The following is a 24,068-nucleotide window of genomic DNA, read 5'->3' as shown; positions in this document are numbered from 1 at the left end:
CATCGCGCAAGGATTTTTTATAGTGATCGCTACAAAAAAATCGGAGCCGCGCGGACGGCGGCGTTCCTTCGACGTGGACGAGGCGGTGGAGACGGCGATGCGCCTGTTCCACGCCCGCGGTTACGATGCGGTCGGCGTGGCCGAGTTGGGCGCCGAGTTGGGCATCAAGCCGCCGAGCTTCTACGCCGCCTTCGGCAGCAAGGCCGGGCTGTTCGAGCGGGCGCTGCGGCGCTACGCGGCGGGCGAAGCAAACATCTTCGCGCGGGCTTTGGCGGAGGGCGGCGACGTGGCAACGGTGATCGGACGGACACTGGCGCTCGCCGCGGAGCTGTATCCCGGCCAGGGTGGAACGGCGGGGTGCCTCGTGCTCGATGGCGCGCGCAACAGCGCCGACCCCGAGGCGCAGGCTCTGGCCGACGCGGCCAAGCGCGAGGGTTGCGCGGCGGTCCGCGACTTCATCGCCACCGAAGCGCCGGACCGCGCCGACGCGCTGGCCGACCTGGTGGTGGTCGCGATGATGGGGATGTCGGCCGCCGCCCGCGACGGCGCGGACCGGGAAAGGCTGGAACGGGTGGCCGCCATGATGGACCGCGCCTTCCGCCGGGAGCTGGCGGGCGCCTGACCAATCCCCCCTGCGGAGGATGGTACAGGATTTCCGTCACGTCTTGGTCCTTACGGCTGACCGGCGGGCGATGCAGGATCAGCGGCAGCCGGGAACCTCCCGCATCCCCATTGAGGACCAACCGCCATGTCCCCGCGTCTCGACTACCACGCAACCGCCCCTGCCGGCATGAAGGCCCTTGCCGGCGCGCATGGCTACATCGGCCAGTGCGGGCTTCCGGTCACGCTGATCGACCTCGTGTATTTGCGCGTTTCGCAGATCAACGGCTGCGCCTATTGCATCGACCTGCACAGCCGCGATCTGCTGAAGAACGGCGTCACCATCGACAAGCTGGTGCTGGTGCCGGTCTGGCACGAGGCCGAAGCGCTGTTCACCGACCGTGAACGCGCCGCGCTGCGCTGGGCGGAGACGGTGACGCGGGTGGCCGAGACCGCCGTCCCGGACGCGGAGTTCCAGGCGGTGTCGGCGCAGTTCTCCGAGAAGGAGGTTGCCGACCTGACGATCGCCATCGGCCTGATGAACCTCTACAACCGCCTCGCCATCAGCTTCCGCACGGTTCCCGCCGCGGCCCGCTGAGCGCGTTCTTGCAGAGTCAGCCGTGCCGCTTCACCAGATCGATCAATCGGCGGCAGTCGTCGGACAGGCGCCGTTCCTGCAGATTGGTGATGCCCAGCAGCAGGCCTCGGGGACGAGCGGCCCCCGGGCCATCGGCGTACCAAGGCGACAGCGGCACCGGAGCGAGGCCGTCCGCCTGCGCCGCCGCGGCGATGCCGACGTCGCGGCTGCCCAGTGGCAGGTCCAGGCGGACCGACAGGCTTCCCGACGCCTCCACCGCCATCGGTGACTCCGCCCCCGCGGCGTCGCCCATGGCCGCCAGAAGCGCCTGCTGGCGGACGGCGTAGAGCCGCTTCATCCGGCGCAGGTGTCGGAAATAATGCCCGCTCGCCATGAAGTCCGCCACCGCCCGCTGCATCGCCGCCGCCGGAGCCGGGGACAGGCAGGCGGCGGCCTCGCCGAACAGGCCGGCCAGCCCCGGCGGCACCATCAGGAAACCGAGCCGCAGCGCCGGGGTGATCGTCTTGCTGAAGGTGCCGGCGTGCAGCACCCGCCCATCCCGGTCGAGGGAGGCCAGCGCCGGAGCGGCCCGGCCCTTCAGTTGCAGTTCGCTGAGATAGTCGTCCTCAACGATCCACGACCCGGCCCGCGACGCCCATTCCAGCAGGGCGAGGCGGCGCTGCAACGTCATGGTCACGCCAAGCGGCGCCTGCTGGCCGGGCGTCACCACGGCCAGACCCGCCGCCGGCGCGCAGGCGATTCCGGCATCCACGTCGATCCCGCTGCCGTCCACCGGCACCGGCACCACGGTCATGCCGGCGAGGTGAAGGGCGCGCCGGGTCAGGGGAAAGCCGGGATCCTCCATCCAGGCGCTGGTTCCGTCCAGCCGCAAGGCCCGGACTACCAGGCCGAGCGCGCCGGAATAGCCCGCCGTGATGAAAATCTGCTCCGGCCCGCAACGGATGCCGCGGGCGATGGCCAGCACGGCGGCGATCTCGCGCCGCAGATCGGGATGGCCGCGAGGATCGGGATAGCCGACCGGGGCCGCCGCCGCGGCCCGCGCCGCCCGCCCGACGATCCGGGACCACAGCGTGAAGGGGAAGGCGTCCTGCGCCGGCACGCCCATCTGGAAAGGCAGCGGCACCCGCTCAACATTGGAGAACAGCTCCAGGACCGACGGAGCCTTGACCGGCTCGACGGGGGACGGCCCCGCCATGGCCCCCTCGGCGACCCGCGTCCCCGCGGCGCCCAGGCCGACCGCGAGCTGTTCGTCGATCAGCCGCTCATAGGCGTCGCGCACCGTCCCACGAGACACCCCGAGCTGCACGGCCAGATCCCGCCAGGACGGCAACCGCGCCCCTCCGGCCAGCCGGCCATTGCGGATGGCGTCACGCAAGGCGGCGTGGATCTGTGCGGACAGCGGAACCCTCGCGGTCCGGCTGAGGGCGATATCCAGGGTTTCCGGCGGCGGCAGGGCGGGCATGGGCCGAAGGATAGCGCAAGCTTGCCCGTTCGCAATCCACCGCAAGCTCCCCCGATTTCCCGCTGGCTGGCCCCGGCGTCCGGCGCGGCGCGGACGAAAAAAAGGCCGGAGCAGTCGCTCCGGCCTTGAGTCTTGGGAGGAAACGCCCCGAGAATGGGCTGGCGGAGAATAGGGGCACCCCTTTCGAACTGGTATTACCAATGCGGAATGGGTGCGGTGCAGCATCCGCATAGGCCGATAATTCCCTGTAAATACTATGGCCTTTTGGCAATTCCGTTCCACCGCGGCGTCCCGGTGCCGTTCCGTCGTGGAACGGGGCGATTTGTCATCCTCGGTACAGCTTCACCACCGACGCGCGAACGCGCATAATCCGGCGCGGAACTGGGGGTGCGGCCCACAGCGGCGACGGCCGTGCGGGCGCTGGATGGGGAACGACGGCATGGGATTCGGCAGGGGCGCCCGGCGGCGCCCGGTGGTCGCGCTGCTTCTTGGAATTCTGGCCGGCGGGATTTTGGCCGGCGGGATTTCAGCCTGCGGAACCGCCTGGGCGGACCCCACCCGCTTCACCATCCTCTATGCCCACAGCACGACCGAGCTGGAGGACGTGCAGGGACGCGGCGGCATCGCCCGGCTCGCCACGCTGGTCCGCCAGGAACGGGCGGCGGGCGGCACCGTGCTGGTCCTGCACGGCGGGCAGGCGCTCGCCCCCTCCGTTCTGTCCTTCTACGACCAGGGGGCGCACGTCATCGACCTGCTGAACGGGGTCGGCATCGACGCCATGGCGGCGCTGAACCGGGAATTCCATCACGGCGACGACGTGCTGATGACCCGCGCCTTCGAGGCGAGCTTCCCCATGGTCGTCTCCAACGCGGTGGACCGCCAGACGGGCAAGCCGCTGGACGGGCTGGAGGACCGGGCGATGCTCAACGCCGGGCCGGTGCGCGTCGGGGTGCTGGCCGCGACGCCGGCGCGGACGGGGGAGATCACCCGCTCGCCGCGCACCGACTTCCTGCCGCCGGGTCCGGTGCTGGCCCGGAAGGCGAAGGACCTGCGCAACGCCGGCGCCGATCTGGTGGTGGCGCTGACCGGCGATTCCGGCGGCACCCACCGCGAGGTGATCGCCTCCGGCGCCGCCGACATCGTGCTCTACCAGGACCGCGGGCGGGTGGTCGCCGTGGATTACGACGGCAAGACCCTGAACGCGACGGTCGAGCCGCAGGCCGCCTGGGTGCTGGCCCTGGACGTCACCGCCGAGACGGTGACCAAGGGGGGCGCCACGCGCACCGTGTGGAGCAGCGGTGTGCGCGCCATCGACACCGCCACCGTTCCTCCCGACCCCGCCCTCGACGCCCAGGCCAAGGCCTACCGCGCGCGGCTGGACAGCATGCTGGGCATGCAGGTGGGCCGGCTGGACACCGCCATCGACACGCGGCGCGAGGCGGTGCGCGCCAGCGAGAACGCCTTCGCCAACACCGTCGCCGATTCGCTGCGCGAGGCGATGGAGGCCGACGTGGCGCTGATCAACGGCGGCTCCTTCCGCGGCGACCGCGCCTACGCGGCGGGCACGGTGTGGACGCGCCGGGACATCCAGACCGAGTTCCCCTTCCACGACACCGCCGTGCTGATCGAGGTCACCGGGCAGCAGCTGCGCGAGGCGCTGGAGTTCGGCGTCTCCGGGATCGAGCAGTTGCAGGGCCGCTTCCCGCACCTGTCCAACGCCCGCGTCACCGTCGATGCATCGCGCCCGCCCGGCCAGCGGGTGGTGGCGCTGACGGTGGGCGGCAAGCCGGTCGAGCCGATGGCCCGCTTCCGGCTGGCCACCGGCAGCTACCTCGCCAACGGCGGGGACGGCTATGCGATGCTGTCCACCGCCCCGCGGCTGGTGGATGACCGCGACGCCGATTTCGTCTCGACCATCCTGGCCAGCCGGATCGCCCGCACGGGCAGCTTCGCGCCGCGGCTCGACGGCCGCCTGACGGTCCAGCGGTAGCCGCGGAATGGACGCCACGCCGCCTTCCACCGACCGCACCGATGCCGCCGCGCCCCTGCGCCGGCGCCGTGGGGCGCGCGCCGGCATCGTGCTGCGCATCTCCATCGGCCTGACCATCATGACGATGCTGGTCCTGCTGGTCGGCGTCGTGTCGCTGTCCTCCTTCCAGCTGTTCCGGGGGGAGGTGTCGGTGCTGTCCTCCACCACCCTGCCGAAGGTCATCACCAGCGCGGAGCTGCGCGGCTCGCTCCAGAAGCTGGTCGCCCGTCTGCCCGTCCTGGCCGGCGCGGCCAGCACCCCTCAGCGCCGGGCCATCTACGACGAACTCATCAGCGAACTTGAGTTCCTGAGGAAGCTGGTGGAGCGCATGCGCGACCTCCACCAGCAGGGCGAGCCGGGCGGCGATGGCGAAAGCGACGAGCTGCGGCTTCTGGAACAGGCCCAGTCCACCCTGCTGATCCTGGCGGCGACGGTGGCCGACCTGAACGCCGAGGTCGGGCGGCAGATCGAAGCCGGCGCCCGTCAGGCGGAGGCGATCCGCGCGCTGGCGCAGCTCGCCGACGCGCTGGAGCGGCTTCCAGGGGCGGAACCCGGAACCGGTCCGACCGTGGCGGCGCCCGGCGAGGGCGGGATGCTGGGCGCCTGGGCGGTGCGGGCGGGGGCGCTGATGGCGCGGGCCGCCGGGGCGATGCAGACCGACCATCTGAACCGGCTGCGGGTCGAGCGCCGCAACGCGGAGAACACGCTGGCCGAGCTGGGCCGCCTGGCCGCCGCCACGCCGGAGCCGGAGGGCTCCGCCATGGAGCGCATCCGGGCCGATCTCGCCACGATCCTGGTGGCGCCGGGCGGGCTGTTCGACAGCTCCGCCGAGCGGCTGCAGGCGCGCAACCGCGCCCAGGCGCTGTCCGGCCAGTCGCGCGTCCTGGTGGAGACGGTGGACCGCTTCACCCTGGCCCTGTTCGACGCCATCCACGACCAGTCCACCGACCGCACCGGCGATCTGGCGGCGATGATCCAGGAGCGCTCGCGCACGGTGATGGTGCTGGGCGGCGCCTCCATCCTGCTGGCCATCCTGGTCCATCTCTTCTTCCGGCGCTTCCTGACCTCGCGGCTGGTCGCGCTAAACGGCGCCGTGCTGGCCCGCCTGTCCGGCAGCGACGCGACGGTGCCGGTGGAGGGCAACGACGAGATCACCGACATCGCCGCCTCCATCCGCTACTTCATCGACGAGATCGACCGGCGCCAGATGGATCTGGCCGACAACGAGCGGCGCTTCCGCGACCTTGTCGAAGGCTCCATCCAGGGCATCATCATCCACCGCGATTTCCGCCCGCTCTACGCCAACGACGCCTTCCTGCAGATGCTGGGCAGCAGCCTGGACCGCGCGCTGCGGGTGCGCTCGGTGCTCGACTTCATCGCCGAGGACAGCCGGCCGCTGGTCGAGGACAACTACCGGCACATCGTCGCCACCGGCCTGCCCAGCGACCGCCGGCGGCTGCGCGCCCGCCGGCTCGACGGGTCGGAGCGCTGGATCGAGCTGACCAGCCGCCGCATCGACTGGAAGGGGGAGACCGCCGTCCAGTCCATCGTCGTCGACGTGACCCGCGAGGTCGAGGCGGAGGCGGCGCTGCGCCGGTCCCGCGACGCGGCCGAACAGGCGTTGCGCGAACTGAAGGAGACCCAGGCCAGCCTGATCCAGGCGGAGAAGATGGCCTCGCTCGGCCAGCTCGTCGCCGGGGTGGCGCACGAGGTCAACACCCCCATCGGCATCACCATCACCGGCGCCTCGCAGCTCGCCGTGCAGTTCGAGGAGCTGACCCGACAACTCGCCGCCGGGACCATCAAGAAGTCGGAGTTCCAGCGCTTCCTGGCCGACGGCGGGGAGATGGCCCGGCTGATCCTGTCCAACAGCATGCGCGCCGCCGATCTGGTGCAGAGCTTCAAGATGGTCGCGGTTGACCAGTCGAGCGACGAGCGCCGCCGGTTCGAACTGAAGACCTACATCGGGGAGCTGCTGCGCAGCCTGCGCCCGACCTACAAGGACGTGGCCGGGCTGGACATCGGTCTGGACAGCCCCGACGATCTGGAACTGGACGGCTATCCCGGCGCGCTGTCGCAGATCCTGACCAACCTCGTCCTCAACGCGCTGACCCACGCCTTCACGCCGCACCATCCGGGCCGGCTGACCATCGCCGCCCGCCTGCTGCCGCAGGATCAGGTGGAGCTGACGGTGGCCGACGACGGGCTGGGCATCCCGTCGGACATCCTGCCGAAGATCTTCGACCCCTTCTTCACCACCCGTCGGGGCAGCGGCGGCAGCGGGCTGGGGCTGCACATCGTCTACAACCTCGTCACCGGCACGCTGCGCGGCACCATCACGGTGCAGAGCATCCCCGGTGAGGGCACCCGCTTCACCTTGCGCTTCCCGCGCGTCACGCCCACGGCGGGCACAACGGTGGGAAAGGCGGAATTGGTGTGATCCGGCGCCGTTCCGCAGAACGGGGTCAGCGCACCTCGCCCTCGAACCAATGACGGCCCTTGCGGTCCTCGACCTCGATCACCCAGACGTCGGGGTCGTAGCGGGTCTGGCGGGCGATGTAGGCGTCCGCCGTCGCCTCGTCCACCGGCTCGGCGCCGGTGCCGCGCGACCAGCGCAGCCGTTCCTCCTCGCGCACCTGGACCAGCACACTGAAGGTCCGGTCCAGCCGGTTCAGTTTCAGGATGACCGTGCCGCGGCTGGGATCGCCCTTGCGCAGAACCATCATCGTGACGCCCTCGGCATCGGCGGCGCGGATGTGCGCCATCACCCAGAGGTGCGTCGGCAGACGGTCGTCCATGGAAATCCTCGTTCCGGGAAGGTCCGGGGGCTCGCCTTCGGCATGGCCCCGGTGTAGACAACGGGCATGGCGACACTCCTGGACGTTCTCGACGCCGCCGTCAACCACCACTTGGCCGGTCGCCTCGCCGAGGCGGCGCAGGATTACCGCGTCGTGCTGGATGTGGATCCCGCGCAGCCCGACGCCCTGCATCTGCTCGGCGTGGCGGAGGCCCAGCGCGGCGCACACGCGGCGGCGGCGGCACTGATCGCCCGCTCGCTGCGGCTCCGCCCCGACGCGGCGGCCCCCTGGGCGAATCTCGGCGGCGCCCTGCGCGTGCTGGGCGACGCGGAGCGGGCCGACGCCGCGCTGACCCGCGCCCTGGCCTTCGATCCGGCCTTGGCCGATGCCTTGACGAACCTGGGTTCGGTGCGCCACGCCCTGGCCGACCATCCCGCCGCGCTGGCGTGGCTGGAGCGCGCCGAACGGCTGCGGCCCGGCCATCCGGACACCGCGCTCAACCGAGGCGTCGTGCTGCGCGACGCACGCCGCTTCGCGGAGTCCGACGCCTGCCTGGACGCCCTGCTGGCCGCACAGCCCGACCACACCGACGCGCATCTGGCACGCGCGGTCAGCCGGCTGGTGCGGGGCGACCTGCGCGCCGGATGGGACGAATTCGAGTGGCGCCCACGCCGCCTGCCCGCCCCGCCCTGGACCGGCGAGCCGCTGGAGGGCCGGCGCATCCTGCTGCACGCCGAGCAGGGGTTCGGCGATACCATCCAGTTCGCCCGCTACGCCCCGCTGGTGGCGCGCGCCGGCGGCCGGGTGATCCTGGACGTGCACCCGCTGCAGTTTCGTCTGCTGCGCTCGCTGGGACCGGACATCCAGGTGCTGGTCCGCGGTCCCGCCCCGGCGCCGCACGACATCCATTGTCCGTTGATGAGCCTGCCACGCGCCTTCGGCACCGATCTGGCGAGCATCCCCGCGCCTTCCTCCTACCTCGCCGCCGAGGCGGACGAGATGGCGCGCTGGGGCCGCCGGATCGCTGACATTGAAACGGGGAGGGGTCCGGGGCCACGTGTCGGCCTGGTCTGGGCGGGCAACCCGAACCACCGCAACGACCGCAACCGCTCCATTCCCGCCGATCGGCTGAGCCCGCTGCTCGACACGCCGGGCCTGCGCCTGTTCAGCCTGCAGACCGGCGACGCCAAAGTGGCCCGACCCGCCGCCCTGCCGGATCTGACCGCGGGCATCCGCGACTTCGCCGACAGCGCGGCCATACTGGCGAACCTGGACCTCGTCATCGCGGTCGACACGGCGACCATCCATCTGGCGGGCGCGCTCGGCGTTCCGGCTTGGTTGCTGCTGCCCTACGCGCCGGATTGGCGCTGGCTGCTCGACCGCACGGACAGCCCCTGGTACCCGTCGCTGCGCCTGTTCCGCCAGCCCCGCCCCGGCGACTGGGACAGCGTCCTGCGCACCGTCGCCGCGGAGATGGAGCACTTCGCCGCCGCTCAGTTGGCGCCGCAGAAGCAGTCGTAGGGATCATTCCCGCTCCAGGCCGGACGAGGCGCCGCGGCCGGCAGCGCCGGCACGTCCAGCGCCGGCAGGGTGGCGTTGAAGGCGGCGACGTCGAAGGGCCGCGGCTCCGGCGGATCGAAGCGGAGCGGCGCGCTGCTCAGCGCATGCCCCAGAAGGGCCGCCCCCAGCAACGGTATCAGAAGTTGCTCCACACGGTCCAAGCCGCCCTCCCCCGGCGGCCCCACCGCCGGCGTGTGTCCCGTTTCCTCTCCCCTCTTCTACCGCAGCCCCCGCCCGGTCACGTCCTGTCCTTAGGTCATACCGGTCGGACCGAGCATTCGGACGGGAGCTTTCTTCCCTCTCCCTGTCCGGGGCGCTAGGCCAATTTTTCCCAGCGCGCGGCAAAAAGGGGTCCGGCGCGTTCCCTCGTCAGCCTTTTCCATACAAAACAACATGTTAACTACAGCCGCGCAATTGGCATCGTCCTTGCTTATCCGAATGGCAACGAATTTTGCCCTTTCCGTTTGGAGATCCCTGGCCATGAGCATCTTCGGTTCGATGACCACCGCCGTCCTCGGCCTGAACGCGCAGTCGAAGGCCCTCGGTCACATCTCTGACAACATCGCCAACGCCTCGACCGTCGGCTACAAGCGGGTCAACACCGCCTTCGAAACGCTGGTGCTGCAGTCCAACGAGCGGTTGCACGCTCCGGGCGGCGTGACGGCGGCGCCGGTCTTCATGAACAACATCCAGGGCAACCTGACCCAGGTGCAGAGCCCGACCAACGCCGCCATCCAGGGCCAGGGCTTCTTCAGCGTGTCCAAGCTCAGCCGCGGCCTGACCGGCCCCGGCCAGCAGGGCGAGACGGTGCAGACGCAGACCGGCACTCTGAACGCCGACAACGTCTATTACACCCGCGTCGGCGACTTCGAGCTGGACAAGAACCGCTATCTGGTGAACAGCGCCGGCTTCGCGCTGAACGGCTGGATCGTCGACGACGTGACCGGCCAGTTGAAGAAGGACGTGGTGCAGCCGCTCCAGGTCAACACCCTGACCGACAAGCCGCAGTCGACCAACAGCATCACGCTTGGCGCCAACCTGCCGGCCACCCCGACGCCGGGCGTGCCGATCCCGTCCTCCAGCATCCAGGTCTACGACACCCAGGGCAACGCCCGGACTATCCAGTTCAACTGGCGTCAGGACGCCGCCAACGCGTGGCGCCTGGGCATCGAGGCGCCGGGCAGCGCGACGCAGCCGGTCGCCGGCTCCTTTACCGGCGGTGCCGCCTCCATGGCGGCGGGCAGCCAGGTGTCCGGCGTGACGCCGGTGGCCCAGGTCAGCCAAGTGCTGGTCAACGGCACGACCTCCGTCCCGCCCTCGTCGGTCACGGTCAGCGGACGCACCAACTACTATCCGGACAACACGTACCAGGACAACATCCGGGTCGGCGACACCTACACCCTGAACATCAACGGCAGCGCCCCCATCACAGTCGCGGTGACCGCCGCGAACATCGCGAGCTTCTCGAGCTTCACAGACGTGGCGAACGCGCTGGCCAGCGCCGTCAACGCGATGGTGCCCGCCCCCTACACCGCTGAGATCGACAGCAGCGACCCACGCAAGATTCTGGTGAAGAAGCTGGATGGCTCTCCGGTCGAGGTCAGCGGCAGCTTCTCCAACGCGGCGCCGCAGCTCAGCACGGTCAGCGGCCCCTCGACCAACCTGACCGGCTCGCTCAGCGGCGATCAGCGCAGCACCTTCACCTTCTCCACCGCCGCCATCGATGTGGGCGACGAGTTCCGCATCACCGTGGCGGGCAAGGAGTTCAAGACTCGCGTCACCTCGGCCAACATCGGCGCGTTGGGCAACATCAACGGCGTGGTCGCCGATCTGGCGAGCCAGATCAACGGCGCCGTACCGCCCCTGGGCATCAACGCCAGAGTCGGCACGGACCCCCTGATCGTCCCCGCCGGCACTGCCAACCAGCTCGTGCTGGACGGCACGCTCGCGACGCAGACCTTCACGGCGACTTATGGCGTGACCAACGCCGACAGCCGCAAGAACAACATCACCGCCTCCAGCCCGGTGGACTACACGGCGGCCACGGTGACCCCAATCCAGGTCGCCACCGCCGCTCTGCCCGAGATCACCCAGATTTCCTTCCCGACAGCCGCAACCTTGAAGGTGCCGGACCAGTACATCGTCAACGTGCTGGGCACCGAGTTCAAGACCACGGTTTCCTACTCGAACATCAACACGCTGAGCGACATGAAAGGCGTCGTCAACGATCTGATGACGCAGATCAACAACGCCGGCCTTGCCGTGGGCGCCACAGTCAACGCCGCGGGTGATCTGGTGCTGACCGGCTCGACCGCCGGCACGGCCCTCAACGTCAGCGGCAACAAACTGGACATCACCGGCACGGACAACGTGCGGGTGGGCGACAGCTACACCGTGCGGGTGGACGGCGTGCCCTACGCGGTGTCGGTGACCGCCGACAACATCCTGACCATGGGGACCTACGGCGGCATCGCCAACGCGCTGGCGGCCCAGATCAACTCCGCCCGGCCGCAGGCGCCGGTGATTGCGTCGGTTGTGAATTCACAATTGCAGGTCACCGCCCGCAACCCTGGCACGCCCTTCAAGATCGACCAGGAATACACCTCGGGCGCAGCCTCCAACAACCAGGTGAACGGCCCGACGATCAGCGCGCCGACGGACTCCCGCGGCCAGCGTCAGGAATTCTCCTATCCGCAGACACAGATCGACATCGGCGACGTCTATTCGGTGTCGGTCGACGGCACACCGATCTCGGTGAAGGTGGACAAGTCCAACTACGGCAACTTCCAGGACATCAACGGCGTCCTGCAGGAGCTGGCCAACCGCGTCAACGCCGCCAACCTGAACGTCGTCGCCACCTCGACCGGCGGCCGGCTGACCCTTACCCACAACACCTCCACCACCGGGAAGTTCGAGGCGAAGGCCAGCATCCAGAACGCCACCGGCAGCTCCGGCACGCTGACCGCCTCGACCACCACCTCCAACGTGGCGGGGGTGCGGCAGTCGGAATCGGTGACGCTGACCGGCACGCCGGGCGACAAGGACGCCGAGTACACGGTCATCGTCAACGGCTCGCCCATCACCTACCGGACGACGGGCGAGGAGACCTCGATGGAGACCATCGCGGCCAGCCTCGCCAATCTGGTGAACAAGAACACCTCCCTGCCGGTGACGGCCAGCGCCGAGGGCAGCGTGCTGAAGCTCGTCGCCAAGTCGGCGAGCGGCACCGCCGCCGACCAGTTCACGCTGGAAACCGCCGCCCAGGCCGGCACCACCCCCGCACATGTCCTGCTGAACTTCGGCACCGACCCCGGCAACGTCGGCACCATCACCAGCGTCAGCACGGCCAAGGTCGGCACCGGCACGGCGGTGACCTCCGCCAACCAGGGGGTGGGGGCGGACGCCAACGTGACCTTCACGGTGGATTACGGCTTCGGCCCGCAGCAGATCACGCTGAACCTCGGCCAGATCGGCAAGTCGGGCGGCGTCACCCAGTTCGCCGGCAGCGAGATCAACGTGCGCGAACTGGTTCAGGACGGCGCCTCGCGCGGCCAGTACAAGGAGGTGGTCTACGGCGACAACGGCGACGTGATCGTGAACTACGACAACGGCCGCAGCCGCACCATCGGGCGCATCCCGGTGGTCACCTTCAACAACCCCAACGCCCTGCAGCGCGAGGCCGGCGGCGTCTACATCGAGACGGACGACGGCGGCCGGCCGAACTTCAACGACCCCGACACCAACGGCGCCGGCGCGGTGGTCGCGAACAGCGTGGAATCCTCCAACGTGGACATCGCGGACGAGTTCACCAAGCTGATCGTCACGCAGCGCACCTACTCCGCCAACACGAAGATCGTCACGACCTCCGACGAGATGCTTCAGGAAGTCCTCGGCCTGAAGCGCTAAGCGCGGTCCTGATCCAGCGGGCGGGCGCCCGATCCGCGCCCAGCCCGGCCTATCCCGCAGACGAAAGGTCCAACGACCATGTCACTCTTCGGCGCCCTCGGCAGCGCGACGGCCGGCCTCCGTGCGGTCCAGGCCCAGGTGAAGCTGGTCTCGGACAACGTCGCCCGCGCCGACGATCCCACCCGCACCCGGCACACCGTGTCGAACGTGCTGGACTCCAACGGGTTCGTCCTCACCTCCCAATACCGCCGCGAGGTCGATTCCGCCCTGCTCAGCCAGGTGCAGGACCTGACCGCGCGCGAGGGCACCTCGGCCACCAAATCCTCCTACATGCAGCAGCTGGGCGACCTGCTGCGCACGACCAGCGGCAAGCCGCAGTTGAACCAGTACGCCGAAGCCTTCCAGACCGCCTGGAAGGCGGTGGAAACCTCCCCGGAAAGCGAGGTCGCGCAGTACCAGCTGATCCAGGCCGCCGACACCTTCTCGCGCGAGATCGTGCGCGTGTCCCAGGGCGTGGAGGACATGGATCGCGAAATCCAGGGCGACCTCAGCCAGTCGGTCGGCGAGGTGAACCGGCTGCTGAAGGAAATCAACAGCATCAACAACAACATCGTTTCGCTGCAGGGCTACGGCTCAGCCGGCAACGAGGTGGCCGACAAGCGCGACGGGCTGATCCGCGAGCTGAGCACCTATGTCGGCGTGCGCACGATGACCCGCCCGGACGGCCGCGTCGCCGTCTTCACCCCCACGGGGCTGGCGCTGGTCGACAGCCAGGCGGCAAATCTTTCCTATGAGGGCGGCAATATCAACCTGACGGTGGGCAATCAAGTCACCAACGTCAACCAGCACCTTAAGGAGGGCAAGGTCGCCGCGCTGATGAACCTACGCGCCGACGGCTCGACCTCCACCCCGCCGCAGCCGGCCAGCGCCGATCCGACCACCGAGGTGATCCGCAAGCTGCGCTCGCAGCTCGACGCCTACGCGCAGATGTTCACCGGTTCGACCAAGCCGGGCGAGCCCACCAGCTTCCGCGACGCCTACGACCAGGCCAAGACGGTGCCGGGCGAGGAAGGCACGCAGTTCTTCATGGGCAACGACCGCTTCACCATCCACGTGAACGAGAACCTGCTGAACAACACGAAGAAGCTGAAGAGCGCGGCCGTCAAGGACGTGGTGACCGCGCTCGGCGCCACCGGCCGCAGCTTCCAGGCCGACGGGCTGAAGCTGGAGGGCGCGTCCTTCAGCTCGATCAGCAGCAACATCACCGGCGGCTGGATGTCCGCGGCCAAGACCGCGATGGACAAAAACTCGCTCGACAAGGACTCCCGCCAGATCCTGGAGGAGCGCTACCACGCGACGACCGGCGTCAACATCGACGAGGAAATCGCGAATCTGCAGCAGCTCCAGACCTCCTACGCCGCGTCGGCACGGGTCATGCAAGTGGCCAACACGATGTTTGACGCGCTGGAGGCGATCGTCCGATGAGCTCCGTCACTCAAGTCAGCAGCTACGCCAAGTATCTTGGCTTGGTTCGCAACCTGACCAACGGCCAGAACAAGGTGGACACGCTCTCGGAGCAGTTGACCACCGGAAAGAAGTCCACCGACCTCAACGCCTACGGGGCCGAGACGCAGAAGCTGCTCGCCCTGCGCGCCGAGCTGACCCAGCGCGAGTCCTATGTCCAGAACATCAACACCGCGTCGCCGCGTGTGAAGGCGACCGACACGGTGCTGAACAGCTTGGAGAAGCTGGCCACGGACTGGCAGAGCAGCAACCTGATGCCGTTCCAGCCGGGACCGGCCAGCGTCACCTCCACCTTCAACAGCAATCCCGACGCGCTGAAGCTGACGGTCAACGGCGACAAGTCCACCTTCACGCAGAACGCCCGCTACACCGTGACCTCCATCCCGTCGAAGGATGGCGTCAACGGCTCGTTCGACGTGACGGTGACCGACGGGCTGGGCGGCAAGACCACCCGCACCATCAATCTGAAGACCGTGCCACCCAGCGACGGCGGCGGCTACAACTTCAAGATCGATGGCGGCCCCGGCGAAGGCGCGGTCCTGAATCTCAGCTTCGACCAGCTCACCGCGGCGTCGAGCAGCACCTTCAACGTGAGCTGGCCGCAGGCCAACGACATGCGCGACCGGGTCGAGGGCGCGCTGCGCGACATCCAGCAGCTTCTGAACGAGCAGTTCGGCGACCGCTACCTGTTCGCCGGCTCGCGTTACGGCACGGAGCCGGTCGGCGACCTGCTGGCCCAGCCGCAGTCCACCCGCGTGACGCTGAACGGGTCGATGGTCAACGAAGACGACTACTTCGAGGTGTCGATCGACGGCAAGCCCTTCGGCTATCAGGTCCAGCCGGGCGATCCGAAGACCGTCACCTTCGTCGCCAGCACGCTCAACAGCCTGATCCAGTCGGCCAATCCGAAGCTGCCGATCATCGCCGCCGCGGCCAACGGCGTCATCTCGCTGATCAGCGAGGACCCGAGCCAGAAGTTCGACGTGAAGGCGCGCGTCCAGAACTCAATGAGCATCGACAACTCGATGACGGCGCCGACCACCACCCAGGCGGCCACCCTGCCGGCGCCCGCCGGCACCGGGCTGAAGCAGATTGACAGCTTCACGCTGACCGGCGACGGGGTGGACATCGGCGACACCTACGAAATCAACATCGCCGTCGGCGACCCGGACGACCCCTTCAACCGGAAATATTACGCGGACCACCCGGACGAGCCGGAAGACCTGCCGCCCTACCAGCAATACACGGTCCGCTACACGGTCACCGAGAAGGACTACAACAACGGCGTCACCGACGTGTCGAAGGTGGCCGACATGCTGCGCACCGAGCTCACGAAGACCAGCCCCGTGCCGCCGCTGGACATGAACGCGATCCTCGGCGACCTCGGCAACGGATCGACCGTCCAGTTGACCGGCAACAGCACGATGGACCCCAACCATCCGTCGCGCGTGCAGCAGTTCACCACCTCGGTGCGGGCGGTCAACGGCCAGATCGACAACACCATTTCGGTTGCCACGCTGCCGTCGCAGGCTGACGCGCTGACCGACCTGCCCTATGTGGACCCGCCGGATCTGCCCTTCTACGATTCGGAATACATGTCGAACCGGAAGAACAGCAAGGCATGGGACAAGGCCGCGGTCACCATCGACGACGGCCAGACGCTGACCTACGGCGTCACCAGCGACGACCGCGCCTTCCAGAAGCTGGTCGCCGCCTTCCGCATGGCCCACGTTGCCGCGTCCAATCCCGGCAAGTACGAGGAATACATCACCAAGTCGCGGGAGCTGATGGCCCAGGCCAAGGACGAGGTGCGCTCGGTCCACTCCAAGGTGGCGTCCGACCTCGCGACGCTGGAGGAGAAGAAGACCGCCCACACCACCGCGTCCGCCACGGTGGTCGAGCGCATCGCCGGCATCGAAGGCATCGACGAGACCGAGGTGGCGGCGCGCCTGCGCACCTCCATGAACGCCCTGGAGGCCGCCTACACGGTCGCCGGCCAGCGCCAGAAGCTGTCGCTGCTGAACTACATCGCTTGACGAGTCGGCCTTTTCCTCCCCCTCGGGGAGGGAAAGGGAGGCGGCACCGCCACCGGCTCCTCCCCGCCAACCGCCGCCAAAACAAAACCGGCGCCCCGAAGGGCGCCGGTTTTCCGTTCGAAGCGCTCAGGCTTCAGATCGAGATGCGCAGTGACTGGCGCGGCGGCTGCCCGTCCGGAGCGGCAACCGGCGCGGCCATCTGCGGGGCCATGGCGGGCCGCGCCCCCGCCTGCGGAGCCGGCGCGGGCTGAGCCTGGGCGGGCGCATCGGGGCGGGCGGTCAGGCCGCTGGCCACCGAACGGTTGATGCTGATGAGCGTTTCCAGCTTCGACACGTCAAGGTCGATCAGCCGGGCCATGGTCTCGCGGTCGACCAGCAGCGACAGCGCGGCGATGTTGGTGCGCACCTCCGGCGGATGGCCGCAATCGTCCTCGGTCATCGCGGCCTGGAAGATCGTCCACAGGCGCTGGTTCAATTGCAGGGCGCCGCGGAGCGTCTCTTCGTTCACGGGGCTGCGCCCGGCATCGATCAGGCGCCGCGACGCCTCCGCCAAAGCCCAGGCCTCGACATCACGGGGATTGTCGGAGGTCGGCTTGTTCGCGTATGTCGGTGTCGGCTTCATTCCAAACCCTCGGGACAGGCCGCCGGACAGAGCAATGCTGTATCACGTCCGGACCAAAAGGATTGTCAGCGATCCTTCAATCCTTGTCAACTTTAGGGACCTGTCTCCGGTGATTTGCAAGGATTTGTCACGACTTCACGGCACTGCGCCGGTGGAGGGTCCGTCATTGCGGGGGCCGGCGTCGAAGGCACGAACAATTCACCCGCCGCCTGCTCGACCGCTTCCACGGAAATTCCGTCCATCAGACCGGTGGCCTGCGGGTCGGCCTTCTGACGGGCCAGGAGTTCGGACCGCGGAACCCGGCTGATCACGGTCCGCGCCGCCACGCCCCAGGGACCGTAGGTCTCCGGGAAGCCCGGACCGAACAATCCGACGGTCGGCGTGCCGGCAGCGGCCGCGATGTGCATCAGCCCGGAATCGTTGCCGACATAGAGCGCCGCCCGGCGCACGCAGGCCGCCGCGGCCATCGGGTCGGTGCGCCCGGTCAGGTCGATGGCCCGCTCGCCCAGCGCCTCCAGAACCGGCCGGGCACGCTCGCGCTCCGGCCCGGCGGCGAGGACGGCGACCCGCCGGCCGGACAGCCGGCCGCCGGGGCCGGTCAGCCGCGTTGCAAGTTCGGCGAAACGGTCCGCCGGCCATTCCTTGCCGGTCCAGTTCGCGGTCGGGCCGATCGCCAGGAACGGCTCCGTCCCTCCGGGCAGCAGCCGGTCGGCTTCCGCCTCGGCCGCCGCGTCGATCCACAGGCGGGGCGACGGCGGCGGCGACAGTTCCAGCACGCGCCCGATCTCCTCCACCTTGTGAAGGTGGGGGGCACGGGCGTGGAAGAACCGGCGCTTCGCCAGGACGAGACGGCCGACTGCGGAATTGCGCAAATCCACCACGATATCCCAGCGCACGCCGATGCAGGCCCGCCACAGGTCGATCCAATGCCGCGCCCAGGCCCGCTTCGGCATGGGGATCAGCCGCTCCAGCCCCGGCACGGAGCGGAACAGGGGCGCCGGCAGCGGGCCGCAGGCGATGGTCAGCGCGGCGTCCGGATGCCGCTCCGTCAAATGGGCCAGCAGCCCGGTGGAAAGAACCGCGTCACCGAGACGGTTGGAGGTGATGAACAGGATGCGCAAGACCCGGCCAGCCTCCCTCAGCCCGCCGCCGCTTCGCCGCCGGGCGGCACGCGCCGCCGCAGGTTGCGCGACAGGACCCAGGCGGCCGGCACCAGCGCCACCAGGGGCAGGACATACATCAGCGGCACCAGCGCGCTGACCTTGGCGGCCAGACTGGACAGGCCGAGGACGGCGGCCTGGATGGTCATCACCACCAGCACCGCGGTGGTCACCCGCACCGACTGGCCCCGCCGGTTGAACTCGCCCGACAACAGGCAGGCCAGCGCCACCATGGTGTAGGCCAGCGCCAACAAGGGCGAGGACAGGCGGTGGTGCAGTTCCGCCAGCAGGTCCCGCATCATCTTCGGATCGCTCGCCATTTGGGGCGACGGGTGCAGCAGCTCGTCGGTGGAGCGTTCGCGGGCGTCCGGATAGCGCTCGCCGCTGGCGCTGCTCAGCACCTTCAGGTCGACCGCGTAACGTTCGAAGAAAAGCTGGGACAGCCGGTTGGTCTTGCGATCCAGCTCCTGCCGGTTGCCGTTGAAGATGACGAAGCGCGCGCCCTCCGCCCCGGTCAGCATCACCGCCCGCTCGCCCATGATCGTCACCGGCTTTTCCAGGACGCGCCCGTCATGGATGATCACGTTGTGCAGATTGGCCTCGCTGTCGCGCTCGCGCACGAAGACGCTGAAGCGGTCGCCCACCTCGTTGAACACGCCTTCACGCAGGAACAGCTGGGAGTAGTCGCTGCGCACGGCGTATTCCATGTGCACCAGTTCCTGGTGGGCGGCGGGCGTCAGCCACAGGTTCAGCACATAGACGACCACCGTCACGCCGGAGGCCAACAGCATCGCCGGAGCGGCCAACGCGAAGGGGCCGATGCCCGCGGCGCGCATCACCACCAGTTCGCTGTCGGTCGCCAGCCGGTTGTAGGTGAAAAGCACCGCCCCGACCAGGGCCAGCGGCAGCACGATGCCGAGGAAGGTCGGCACCGTGAGGACGAGCAGCCACAGGAACACCCGCATCGGCGCCCCGGCCTCCACCACCATCTCGATCAGCCGCAAGGACTGGCTCAGCCAGATCGTCAGAGTCAGGCCGGCCGTGGAATAGAGAAGGGCGATCAGAAGATTGCGGAAGAGATAGCGTTGCAGTCGGTTCATGTGCATGCGTCACGGGGAAGCCCGGCGAGAAGCTGACGGGCTCGGGCCTCCGGGTCAAGTGCTGATCTGGAAACAGACCCGGCGCACCGAACTTTTGCTCCCCGGCGCGCCGTCCCCCGTCCACTGCCCGCTGCCCGCTGCCCGCTGCCCGCCGCGTCAGGCGGTGCGCACCGCGGTCAGGAAAACCTCCACCTTGCTGCGCAGCCCGTCCGCCTGATCGGACAGCGATCCTGCGGCCTCCAGCACGTGGCGCGCGGCGCTGCCGGTCTCGCTGGCCGCCCGGTTCACGTCGGCGATGTTGGAGGTCACGTCCTGCGTGCCGACGGCGGCCTGCTGGATGTTGCGGGCGATCTCCCGCGTCGCCGCCTGCTGCTGCTCCACCGCCGCGGCGATGGTCGAGGCGACCTCGCTGATTCGCCCGATGGTGCCCATCACGTCGCCGATGGAGGCGACCGCCCCCTCGGTCTCGCTGCGGACGGAGACGATCTTCGCGGCGATCTCGTCGGTGGCGCGGGTGGTCTGGTCGGCCAGCGCCTTCACCTCCGCCGCCACGACGGCGAAGCCCTTGCCCATCTCGCCGGCCCGCGCCGCCTCTATGGTGGCGTTGAGCGCCAGCAGCCGCGTCTGGGAAGCCACCTGGGTGATCAGGTCGATCACCGCGACGATCTCCGCGGAGGCGGTGGCGAGGCTGCGCATCGCCTGGTCGGCGCGCTCGGCCTTGTGCACCGCCTCGTCGGCGATGGCCGTGCTGCTGGCGACCTGCCGTCCGATCTCCTGGACCGACGCGGCCAGCTCCTCCGTCGCGGTGGCGACGGTCTGCACGTTGGCGCTGGCCTGCTCCGACGCGCCGGCCACGGTCACCGACTGGCGGGTGGTCTGCTCCGCCGTTGCGGCGAGCTGGCTGGCCGTCGCCTTCATCTGCACCGCGGCGGCGGAGACGGAGCCGAGCACGGCCGCCGCCTCGCGATCGAAGCGGCCGGTCAGCTCCTCGATGGCGCGGGCCCTGCGGGCGCGGACGTCCTGCTCCGCGTGCTCGCGCTCCGCGGCCTGCCGCGCGGCGATCATGTTGTCCTTGAAGACCAGGACGGCCTTGGCCATCTGCCCGATCTCGTCGCCCCGCCCGGTGGCCGGCACAGGGGTCGCGGAGTCGCCGTCGGCCAGCCGCCGCATCGCCTCGGTCATGGCGCCCAGCGGCCGCACGATGGAGCGCGAGGTCAGCAGGATCGCCGCCGCCGCGATCAGCAGCCCCAGGGTCAGCAGAACCGCCTGCACCATCACCAGCCGGTCGGCGCCATGGATCATCCCCGCCGTGTCGGCCTGCAGCAGGGCGCGCTGGCGCGGGATCAGACCGCTGGCGTCGTTGGAGCGGGCGTCGCCGACCAGCAGGCTCATCACTTGGTTGGCGCGCGGGATCGCGTCGTCGTTCAGGGAGTTCAGCGCCCCCATCTGGTCGCCGATGGTGCCAAGCGATTCGGCCATGTCCTGATCGCGGCGCAGATGGTCGAGCAGCGGCTTCACCGCGTCCCAGGTGGCCCGCACCTGCGGGTCGGTCCAGCGCGGTGAAAGGCCGTCCATCTCCTGGCGCAGGGCGTCGATGCGGTCCCAGGCGACGTTGCGCTCCTGCTTCAGATCCTCACGGTTGGTCAGCAGATAGCCCTGCATGGCTGCGTTGGTCGCGGTGACCGACGCGACGATGCCCTGCCCGGCCAGCGCCGTCGGCATGCGGACATCGGCCACCAGACGGCTGAGCGTCTTCCCGTTGTCGGTCAGCAGCAGGCCGGTGCCGACCGTCACAACCAGCACCGCGATCACCGCCGCGAAGCCGATGGACAGCCTTTGGCCAATCCGCAGATTGTCGAGTGCCTTCATTCGTTCCTCCCGTGCAGCACCCTTGTCGGACGCTTCTTTTCTCGACCGGACGTTGCAGTGTCGGTCGCCGCCCTCATCCGGGAACGAATGATGGACCAACAAACATTAAGGGAGTGTTTCCAGCACCAAGCCTGGCCGTTGCGACCGGCCGGTCAGATATCCTCGGCGCCCAGGTACGATTCGATCACCTTGGGGTTTGCCACAACGTCTGCGGGCAGGCCATCGGCAATCTTCTCCCCGTGATCCAGCACGACAACCTGGTCGGACAGGGCCATCACGGCGCGCATCACATGTTCGATCATCAAAATCGTCATGCCCTCGCGCCGGTTCAGGTCGCGCAACACCTCGACCATGCGGTCGACCTCGGTTGGGCGCAGACCGGCCAGCACCTCGTCCAGCAGCAGCAGGATCGGGCGGGTGGCGAGCGCGCGGGCGACCTCCAGCCGCTTGCGGTCCGGCAGGGTCAGGCTGCGCGCCGGACGGGCGGCCTGATCGGCCAAACCCAGCCGGTCCAGCACCATCCGCGCGTGGTCGCGCGCCGCCGCCACCGACCGTTCGCGGGCCAGCGCGCCGACGATCACGTTCTCCTCGACCGACAGCTGCCCGAACGGCTTGACGATCTGGAAGGTCCGCCCGATGCCCGCGGCACAGATGCGGTTGGGCTTCAGCCCGGTGATCGGCGCCCCCTTCAGATGCACCCGCCCCTCGTCGGGCGGGAAGACACCGGCGATCAGGTTGAAGGTGGTCGTCTTGCCGGCGCCGTTCGGGCCGATCAGCGCGACGATCCGGCCCTCCGGCACGGAGAAGCTGACGTTGGAAACGGCCTTCAGCCCGCGGAACCGCTTGGACAGGCCCTCGACCTCCAGAAGCCCCGCCATCACGCGTCCTCCCCGGGGCGGCGGACGAGGCCCAGCCGGTCGGCCAACCACGGCCACACCCCGTCCGGGCGGTAGACGACGATCACCACCAGCGCCACCCCGTAGAACAGCTGCTTCAGGCCCGGCAGGTCGAAGCCGGTCACCTCGATCAGGAAGGTCAGCAGCTCGCCCAGCGGGGTCAGGATGAAAGCCCCGAGGATCGGCCCGATCAGCGTGCCGATGCCGCCGACGATGGCCGGCAGGATGATCTCGATGGAGCGGCCCATGGAGAAGACCTGCTCGGGGAACAGGTTGTTGAAGTAGAAGGCCTGGAACACGCCGCCCAGCGCCGTCAGGGCGGAGGACACGGCCACCGCCGCGATGCGGGCGCGGAACAGGTCGACGCCGACCGCCTCCGCCGCCTCCGGCTCCTCGCGCACGGCCAGCCACTGGTAGCCGAGGCGGCTGTGCAGCAGGACCCGCGACAGGGCCAGCGCGGCCAGCACCAGCGCCAGGATCACGTAGTAGAACAGCTCCGGCGAGCCGCGCAGGTTCAGCAGGTCGTTGCCGGCGTCGCCCGCCACCGGGATGAAGAAGCCGCCCGAGCCGCCGAACCATTGCAGATGGTCGAAGCCGATGCGCGCGACCTCGGCGAAGGCGATGGTCAGCAGCGCGAAATGCACGCCGCGCACCCCGAAGCGGAAGCCCAGGAAGCCGATGAATCCGCCCGCCGCCGTCGCCGCCAGCATGGCCACCCACATCCCGGCCCAGGGACCGATCCCGAAATGCACGAACAGCGCGGCGCTGGCGTAGGCCCCCAGCCCGACATAGAGCGCGTGGCCCAGCGACAGCAGGCCGGAGAAGCCCATCATCACGTTCCACGCCTGCCCGACATAGGCGAACCACAGCACCGTGGTCAGCACCGACAGGACGTAACGGTCGGCGACCATCGGCGCGGCCAGCAGCAGCACGCCGCACAGCACCAGAAGGACGATCCCGCGCCCCGTCACGAGCGTTTCCCCAGCAGGCCCTGCGGGCGCAGCAGCAACACCACGATCAGCACACCATAGCTGAAGAGGGATTTGAGCGAGGGGTCCAGCAGGAAGCCGGCCATCGCCTCCGAGAAGCCGATCAGCATGCCGCCCAGCAGCGCGCCCGGCAGGCTGCCCAGCCCGCCGACGATGACGATGATGAAGCTGAGCAGCGTGTACTCCGGCGCGAGCTGGGGCCGGGAGTCGACCAGCAGCGTCATCAGCGCGCCGGCGATGCCGACCACCCCGGCGCCGATGCCGAAGGTCAGCGCGTAGAGGCCGTCGATGTTCAGCCCGACGACTCGGGCGCCCAGCGGGTTGTCGGCGCAGGCGCGGATGGCCTTGCCGGTGCGGCTGAAGCGGAAGAAGGCGAACAGCGCCACCGTCACCACGATCGCCCCGGCCCCGGCGCGCAGCCGCACCGCGTCGAGCAGCAGCGGTCCGATCTCCACCGTGTCGAAGCTGTAGGGCACCATGACGTTGCGCGAATCCGGCCCGAACAGCATCAGCATGGCGTTCAGGATGATCGTCGCGATGCCCAGCAGCAGGATGAACTGCATGTGCTCGGGCCGCTCCACGAAGCGGTTGACCAGCCCGCGCTGCAGCACCCAGCCAAAGGCGAACAGCACCGCCGCCACCACCGGCGCCGCCAGGATCGGGTCGAGCCCGAGCAGACTGGCCAGCAGCACGGCGCCGTACATGCCGGCGACCATCATCTCGCCATGCGCGAAGTTGACCACGCGCACGACGCCGAAGATGACCGACAGGCCGAGGGCCGCCAGCCCGTAGACCAGCCCGGTCAGCAGGCCCGACGCGGCGATGTTCAGGTAATAGTCAAACGGCATGCATCATTCGCCCTTGGGAGAGCCCCGGATGGCCAAGCCTGTGCGGCGTAGCAGTCCTTCGTAGTCGTGAC

General features: G+C 69.2%; 18 protein-coding genes. 8 read left to right on the top strand and 10 right to left on the bottom strand.

Annotated elements, in window-relative coordinates; all coding sequences use genetic code 11:
- Positions 1 to 22 precede the first annotated feature (22 nt).
- Together ACFPMG_RS31305 and ACFPMG_RS31300 are read left to right on the top strand one after the other, a co-directional pair.
- Complete coding sequence (locus ACFPMG_RS31305; protein WP_376999568.1) at positions 23 to 622, top strand: TetR/AcrR family transcriptional regulator; 600 nt, start codon at positions 23 to 25, stop codon at positions 620 to 622.
- 126 nt (positions 623 to 748) lie between these two features.
- Complete coding sequence (locus ACFPMG_RS31300; RefSeq protein WP_376999566.1) at positions 749 to 1,198, top strand: carboxymuconolactone decarboxylase family protein; 450 nt, start codon at positions 749 to 751, stop codon at positions 1,196 to 1,198.
- A gap of 16 nt (positions 1,199 to 1,214) precedes the next feature.
- Here ACFPMG_RS31300 and pdxR read toward each other — a convergent pair whose 3' ends face one another.
- The gene (gene pdxR / locus ACFPMG_RS31295; protein ID WP_376999564.1) at positions 1,215 to 2,660 is read right to left on the bottom strand and encodes a MocR-like pyridoxine biosynthesis transcription factor PdxR; all 1,446 of its coding nucleotides are present in this window, start codon (positions 2,658 to 2,660) and stop codon (positions 1,215 to 1,217) included.
- A 439-nt stretch (positions 2,661 to 3,099) separates the two neighbouring features.
- Between pdxR and ACFPMG_RS31290 the strand changes: the two genes are divergently transcribed.
- Positions 3,100 to 4,650: a bifunctional metallophosphatase/5'-nucleotidase gene (locus tag ACFPMG_RS31290; protein WP_376999562.1), complete on the top strand. Its 1,551-nt coding sequence runs from the start codon at positions 3,100 to 3,102 to the stop codon at positions 4,648 to 4,650.
- Positions 4,651 to 4,657: 7 nt separating this feature from the next.
- Positions 4,658 to 7,129, top strand: coding sequence for an ATP-binding protein (locus tag ACFPMG_RS31285; protein ID WP_376999560.1), 2,472 nt, complete (start codon positions 4,658 to 4,660; stop codon positions 7,127 to 7,129).
- A 25-nt stretch (positions 7,130 to 7,154) separates the two neighbouring features.
- Here ACFPMG_RS31285 and ACFPMG_RS31280 read toward each other — a convergent pair whose 3' ends face one another.
- Complete coding sequence (locus tag ACFPMG_RS31280; RefSeq protein ID WP_306706965.1) at positions 7,155 to 7,487, bottom strand: DUF1491 family protein; 333 nt, start codon at positions 7,485 to 7,487, stop codon at positions 7,155 to 7,157.
- Positions 7,488 to 7,553: 66 nt separating this feature from the next.
- On the opposite strand from ACFPMG_RS31280, the gene ACFPMG_RS31275 reads away from it, so the two are divergent.
- The gene (locus tag ACFPMG_RS31275) at positions 7,554 to 9,008 is read left to right on the top strand and encodes a tetratricopeptide repeat protein (protein WP_376999557.1); all 1,455 of its coding nucleotides are present in this window, start codon (positions 7,554 to 7,556) and stop codon (positions 9,006 to 9,008) included.
- Here ACFPMG_RS31275 and ACFPMG_RS31270 read toward each other — a convergent pair.
- Positions 8,981 to 9,199: a hypothetical protein gene (locus ACFPMG_RS31270; RefSeq protein WP_376999703.1), complete on the bottom strand. Its 219-nt coding sequence runs from the start codon at positions 9,197 to 9,199 to the stop codon at positions 8,981 to 8,983. The two genes, ACFPMG_RS31275 and ACFPMG_RS31270, sit on opposite strands and share 28 nt — an antisense overlap.
- A 328-nt stretch (positions 9,200 to 9,527) precedes the next feature.
- Between ACFPMG_RS31270 and ACFPMG_RS31265 the strand changes: the two genes are divergently transcribed.
- The 3 genes from ACFPMG_RS31265 (at position 9,528) to ACFPMG_RS31255 (ending at position 16,513) form a co-directional block, all read left to right on the top strand.
- Positions 9,528 to 12,953 (top strand): flagellar hook-basal body complex protein, encoded by a 3,426-nt coding sequence (locus ACFPMG_RS31265; RefSeq protein ID WP_376999555.1) that lies wholly within the window; start codon positions 9,528 to 9,530, stop codon positions 12,951 to 12,953.
- A 78-nt stretch (positions 12,954 to 13,031) separates the two neighbouring features.
- Positions 13,032 to 14,438 carry a flagellar hook-associated protein FlgK gene (flgK, locus tag ACFPMG_RS31260; protein WP_376999553.1) on the top strand — a complete coding sequence of 469 codons (1,407 nt, stop codon included), beginning with the start codon at positions 13,032 to 13,034 and terminating at the stop codon, positions 14,436 to 14,438.
- On the top strand, positions 14,435 to 16,513 hold the full coding sequence (locus ACFPMG_RS31255; RefSeq protein WP_376999551.1) for a flagellin N-terminal helical domain-containing protein: 2,079 nt from the start codon (positions 14,435 to 14,437) through the stop codon (positions 16,511 to 16,513). The genes flgK and ACFPMG_RS31255 overlap by 4 nt, the downstream gene beginning before the upstream one ends.
- A gap of 133 nt (positions 16,514 to 16,646) precedes the next feature.
- Here the strand turns inward: ACFPMG_RS31255 and ACFPMG_RS31250 are convergent, their stop codons facing one another.
- The 7 genes from ACFPMG_RS31250 to ACFPMG_RS31220 form a co-directional block, all read right to left on the bottom strand.
- Complete coding sequence (locus tag ACFPMG_RS31250) at positions 16,647 to 17,135, bottom strand: flagellar biosynthesis regulator FlaF (protein WP_376999549.1); 489 nt, start codon at positions 17,133 to 17,135, stop codon at positions 16,647 to 16,649.
- A 92-nt stretch (positions 17,136 to 17,227) separates the two neighbouring features.
- The gene (locus ACFPMG_RS31245; protein ID WP_376999547.1) at positions 17,228 to 18,256 is read right to left on the bottom strand and encodes a glycosyltransferase family 9 protein; all 1,029 of its coding nucleotides are present in this window, start codon (positions 18,254 to 18,256) and stop codon (positions 17,228 to 17,230) included.
- Between the two features lie 17 nt (positions 18,257 to 18,273).
- Entirely contained in the window at positions 18,274 to 19,395 is a 1,122-nt protein-coding gene (lptF, locus tag ACFPMG_RS31240; protein WP_376999545.1) for an LPS export ABC transporter permease LptF, read from the bottom strand.
- Between the two features lie 156 nt (positions 19,396 to 19,551).
- Positions 19,552 to 21,264: a methyl-accepting chemotaxis protein gene (locus tag ACFPMG_RS31235; protein WP_376999543.1), complete on the bottom strand. Its 1,713-nt coding sequence runs from the start codon at positions 21,262 to 21,264 to the stop codon at positions 19,552 to 19,554.
- 152 nt (positions 21,265 to 21,416) lie between these two features.
- Entirely contained in the window at positions 21,417 to 22,142 is a 726-nt protein-coding gene (locus ACFPMG_RS31230; protein WP_376999541.1) for an ABC transporter ATP-binding protein, read from the bottom strand.
- The gene (locus tag ACFPMG_RS31225) at positions 22,142 to 23,131 is read right to left on the bottom strand and encodes a branched-chain amino acid ABC transporter permease (RefSeq protein ID WP_376999539.1); all 990 of its coding nucleotides are present in this window, start codon (positions 23,129 to 23,131) and stop codon (positions 22,142 to 22,144) included. The genes ACFPMG_RS31230 and ACFPMG_RS31225 overlap by 1 nt, the downstream gene beginning before the upstream one ends.
- Entirely contained in the window at positions 23,128 to 23,997 is an 870-nt protein-coding gene (locus tag ACFPMG_RS31220; protein ID WP_109469516.1) for a branched-chain amino acid ABC transporter permease, read from the bottom strand. The genes ACFPMG_RS31225 and ACFPMG_RS31220 overlap by 4 nt, the downstream gene beginning before the upstream one ends.
- Positions 23,998 to 24,068 lie beyond the last annotated feature (71 nt).

Origin of the sequence: Azospirillum himalayense (genome assembly GCF_042657465.1) — a bacterium.
Lineage (GTDB): Bacteria > Pseudomonadota > Alphaproteobacteria > Azospirillales > Azospirillaceae > Azospirillum > Azospirillum himalayense.
Note: the sequence above shows the minus strand (reverse complement) of the source record. Positions and strands in the feature narration are given on the sequence as shown.

Bases quoted from the DNA above. Each gene is read 5' to 3' on its own strand.
- ACFPMG_RS31300 (WP_376999566.1), top strand. From the start codon at position 749: ATGTCCCCGCGTCTCGACTACCACGCAACCGCCCCTGCCGGCATGAAG.
- pdxR (WP_376999564.1), bottom strand. From the start codon at position 2,660: ATGCCCGCCCTGCCGCCGCCGGAAACCCTGGATATCGCCCTCAGCCGG.
- ACFPMG_RS31290 (WP_376999562.1), top strand. From the start codon at position 3,100: ATGGGATTCGGCAGGGGCGCCCGGCGGCGCCCGGTGGTCGCGCTGCTT.
- ACFPMG_RS31285 (WP_376999560.1), top strand. From the start codon at position 4,658: ATGGACGCCACGCCGCCTTCCACCGACCGCACCGATGCCGCCGCGCCC.
- ACFPMG_RS31280 (WP_306706965.1), bottom strand. From the start codon at position 7,487: ATGGACGACCGTCTGCCGACGCACCTCTGGGTGATGGCGCACATCCGC.
- ACFPMG_RS31275 (WP_376999557.1), top strand. From the start codon at position 7,554: ATGGCGACACTCCTGGACGTTCTCGACGCCGCCGTCAACCACCACTTG.
- ACFPMG_RS31265 (WP_376999555.1), top strand. From the start codon at position 9,528: ATGAGCATCTTCGGTTCGATGACCACCGCCGTCCTCGGCCTGAACGCG.
- flgK (WP_376999553.1), top strand. From the start codon at position 13,032: ATGTCACTCTTCGGCGCCCTCGGCAGCGCGACGGCCGGCCTCCGTGCG.
- ACFPMG_RS31255 (WP_376999551.1), top strand. From the start codon at position 14,435: ATGAGCTCCGTCACTCAAGTCAGCAGCTACGCCAAGTATCTTGGCTTG.
- ACFPMG_RS31250 (WP_376999549.1), bottom strand. From the start codon at position 17,135: ATGAAGCCGACACCGACATACGCGAACAAGCCGACCTCCGACAATCCC.
- lptF (WP_376999545.1), bottom strand. From the start codon at position 19,395: ATGAACCGACTGCAACGCTATCTCTTCCGCAATCTTCTGATCGCCCTT.
- ACFPMG_RS31235 (WP_376999543.1), bottom strand. From the start codon at position 21,264: ATGAAGGCACTCGACAATCTGCGGATTGGCCAAAGGCTGTCCATCGGC.
- ACFPMG_RS31230 (WP_376999541.1), bottom strand. From the start codon at position 22,142: ATGGCGGGGCTTCTGGAGGTCGAGGGCCTGTCCAAGCGGTTCCGCGGG.
- ACFPMG_RS31220 (WP_109469516.1), bottom strand. From the start codon at position 23,997: ATGCCGTTTGACTATTACCTGAACATCGCCGCGTCGGGCCTGCTGACC.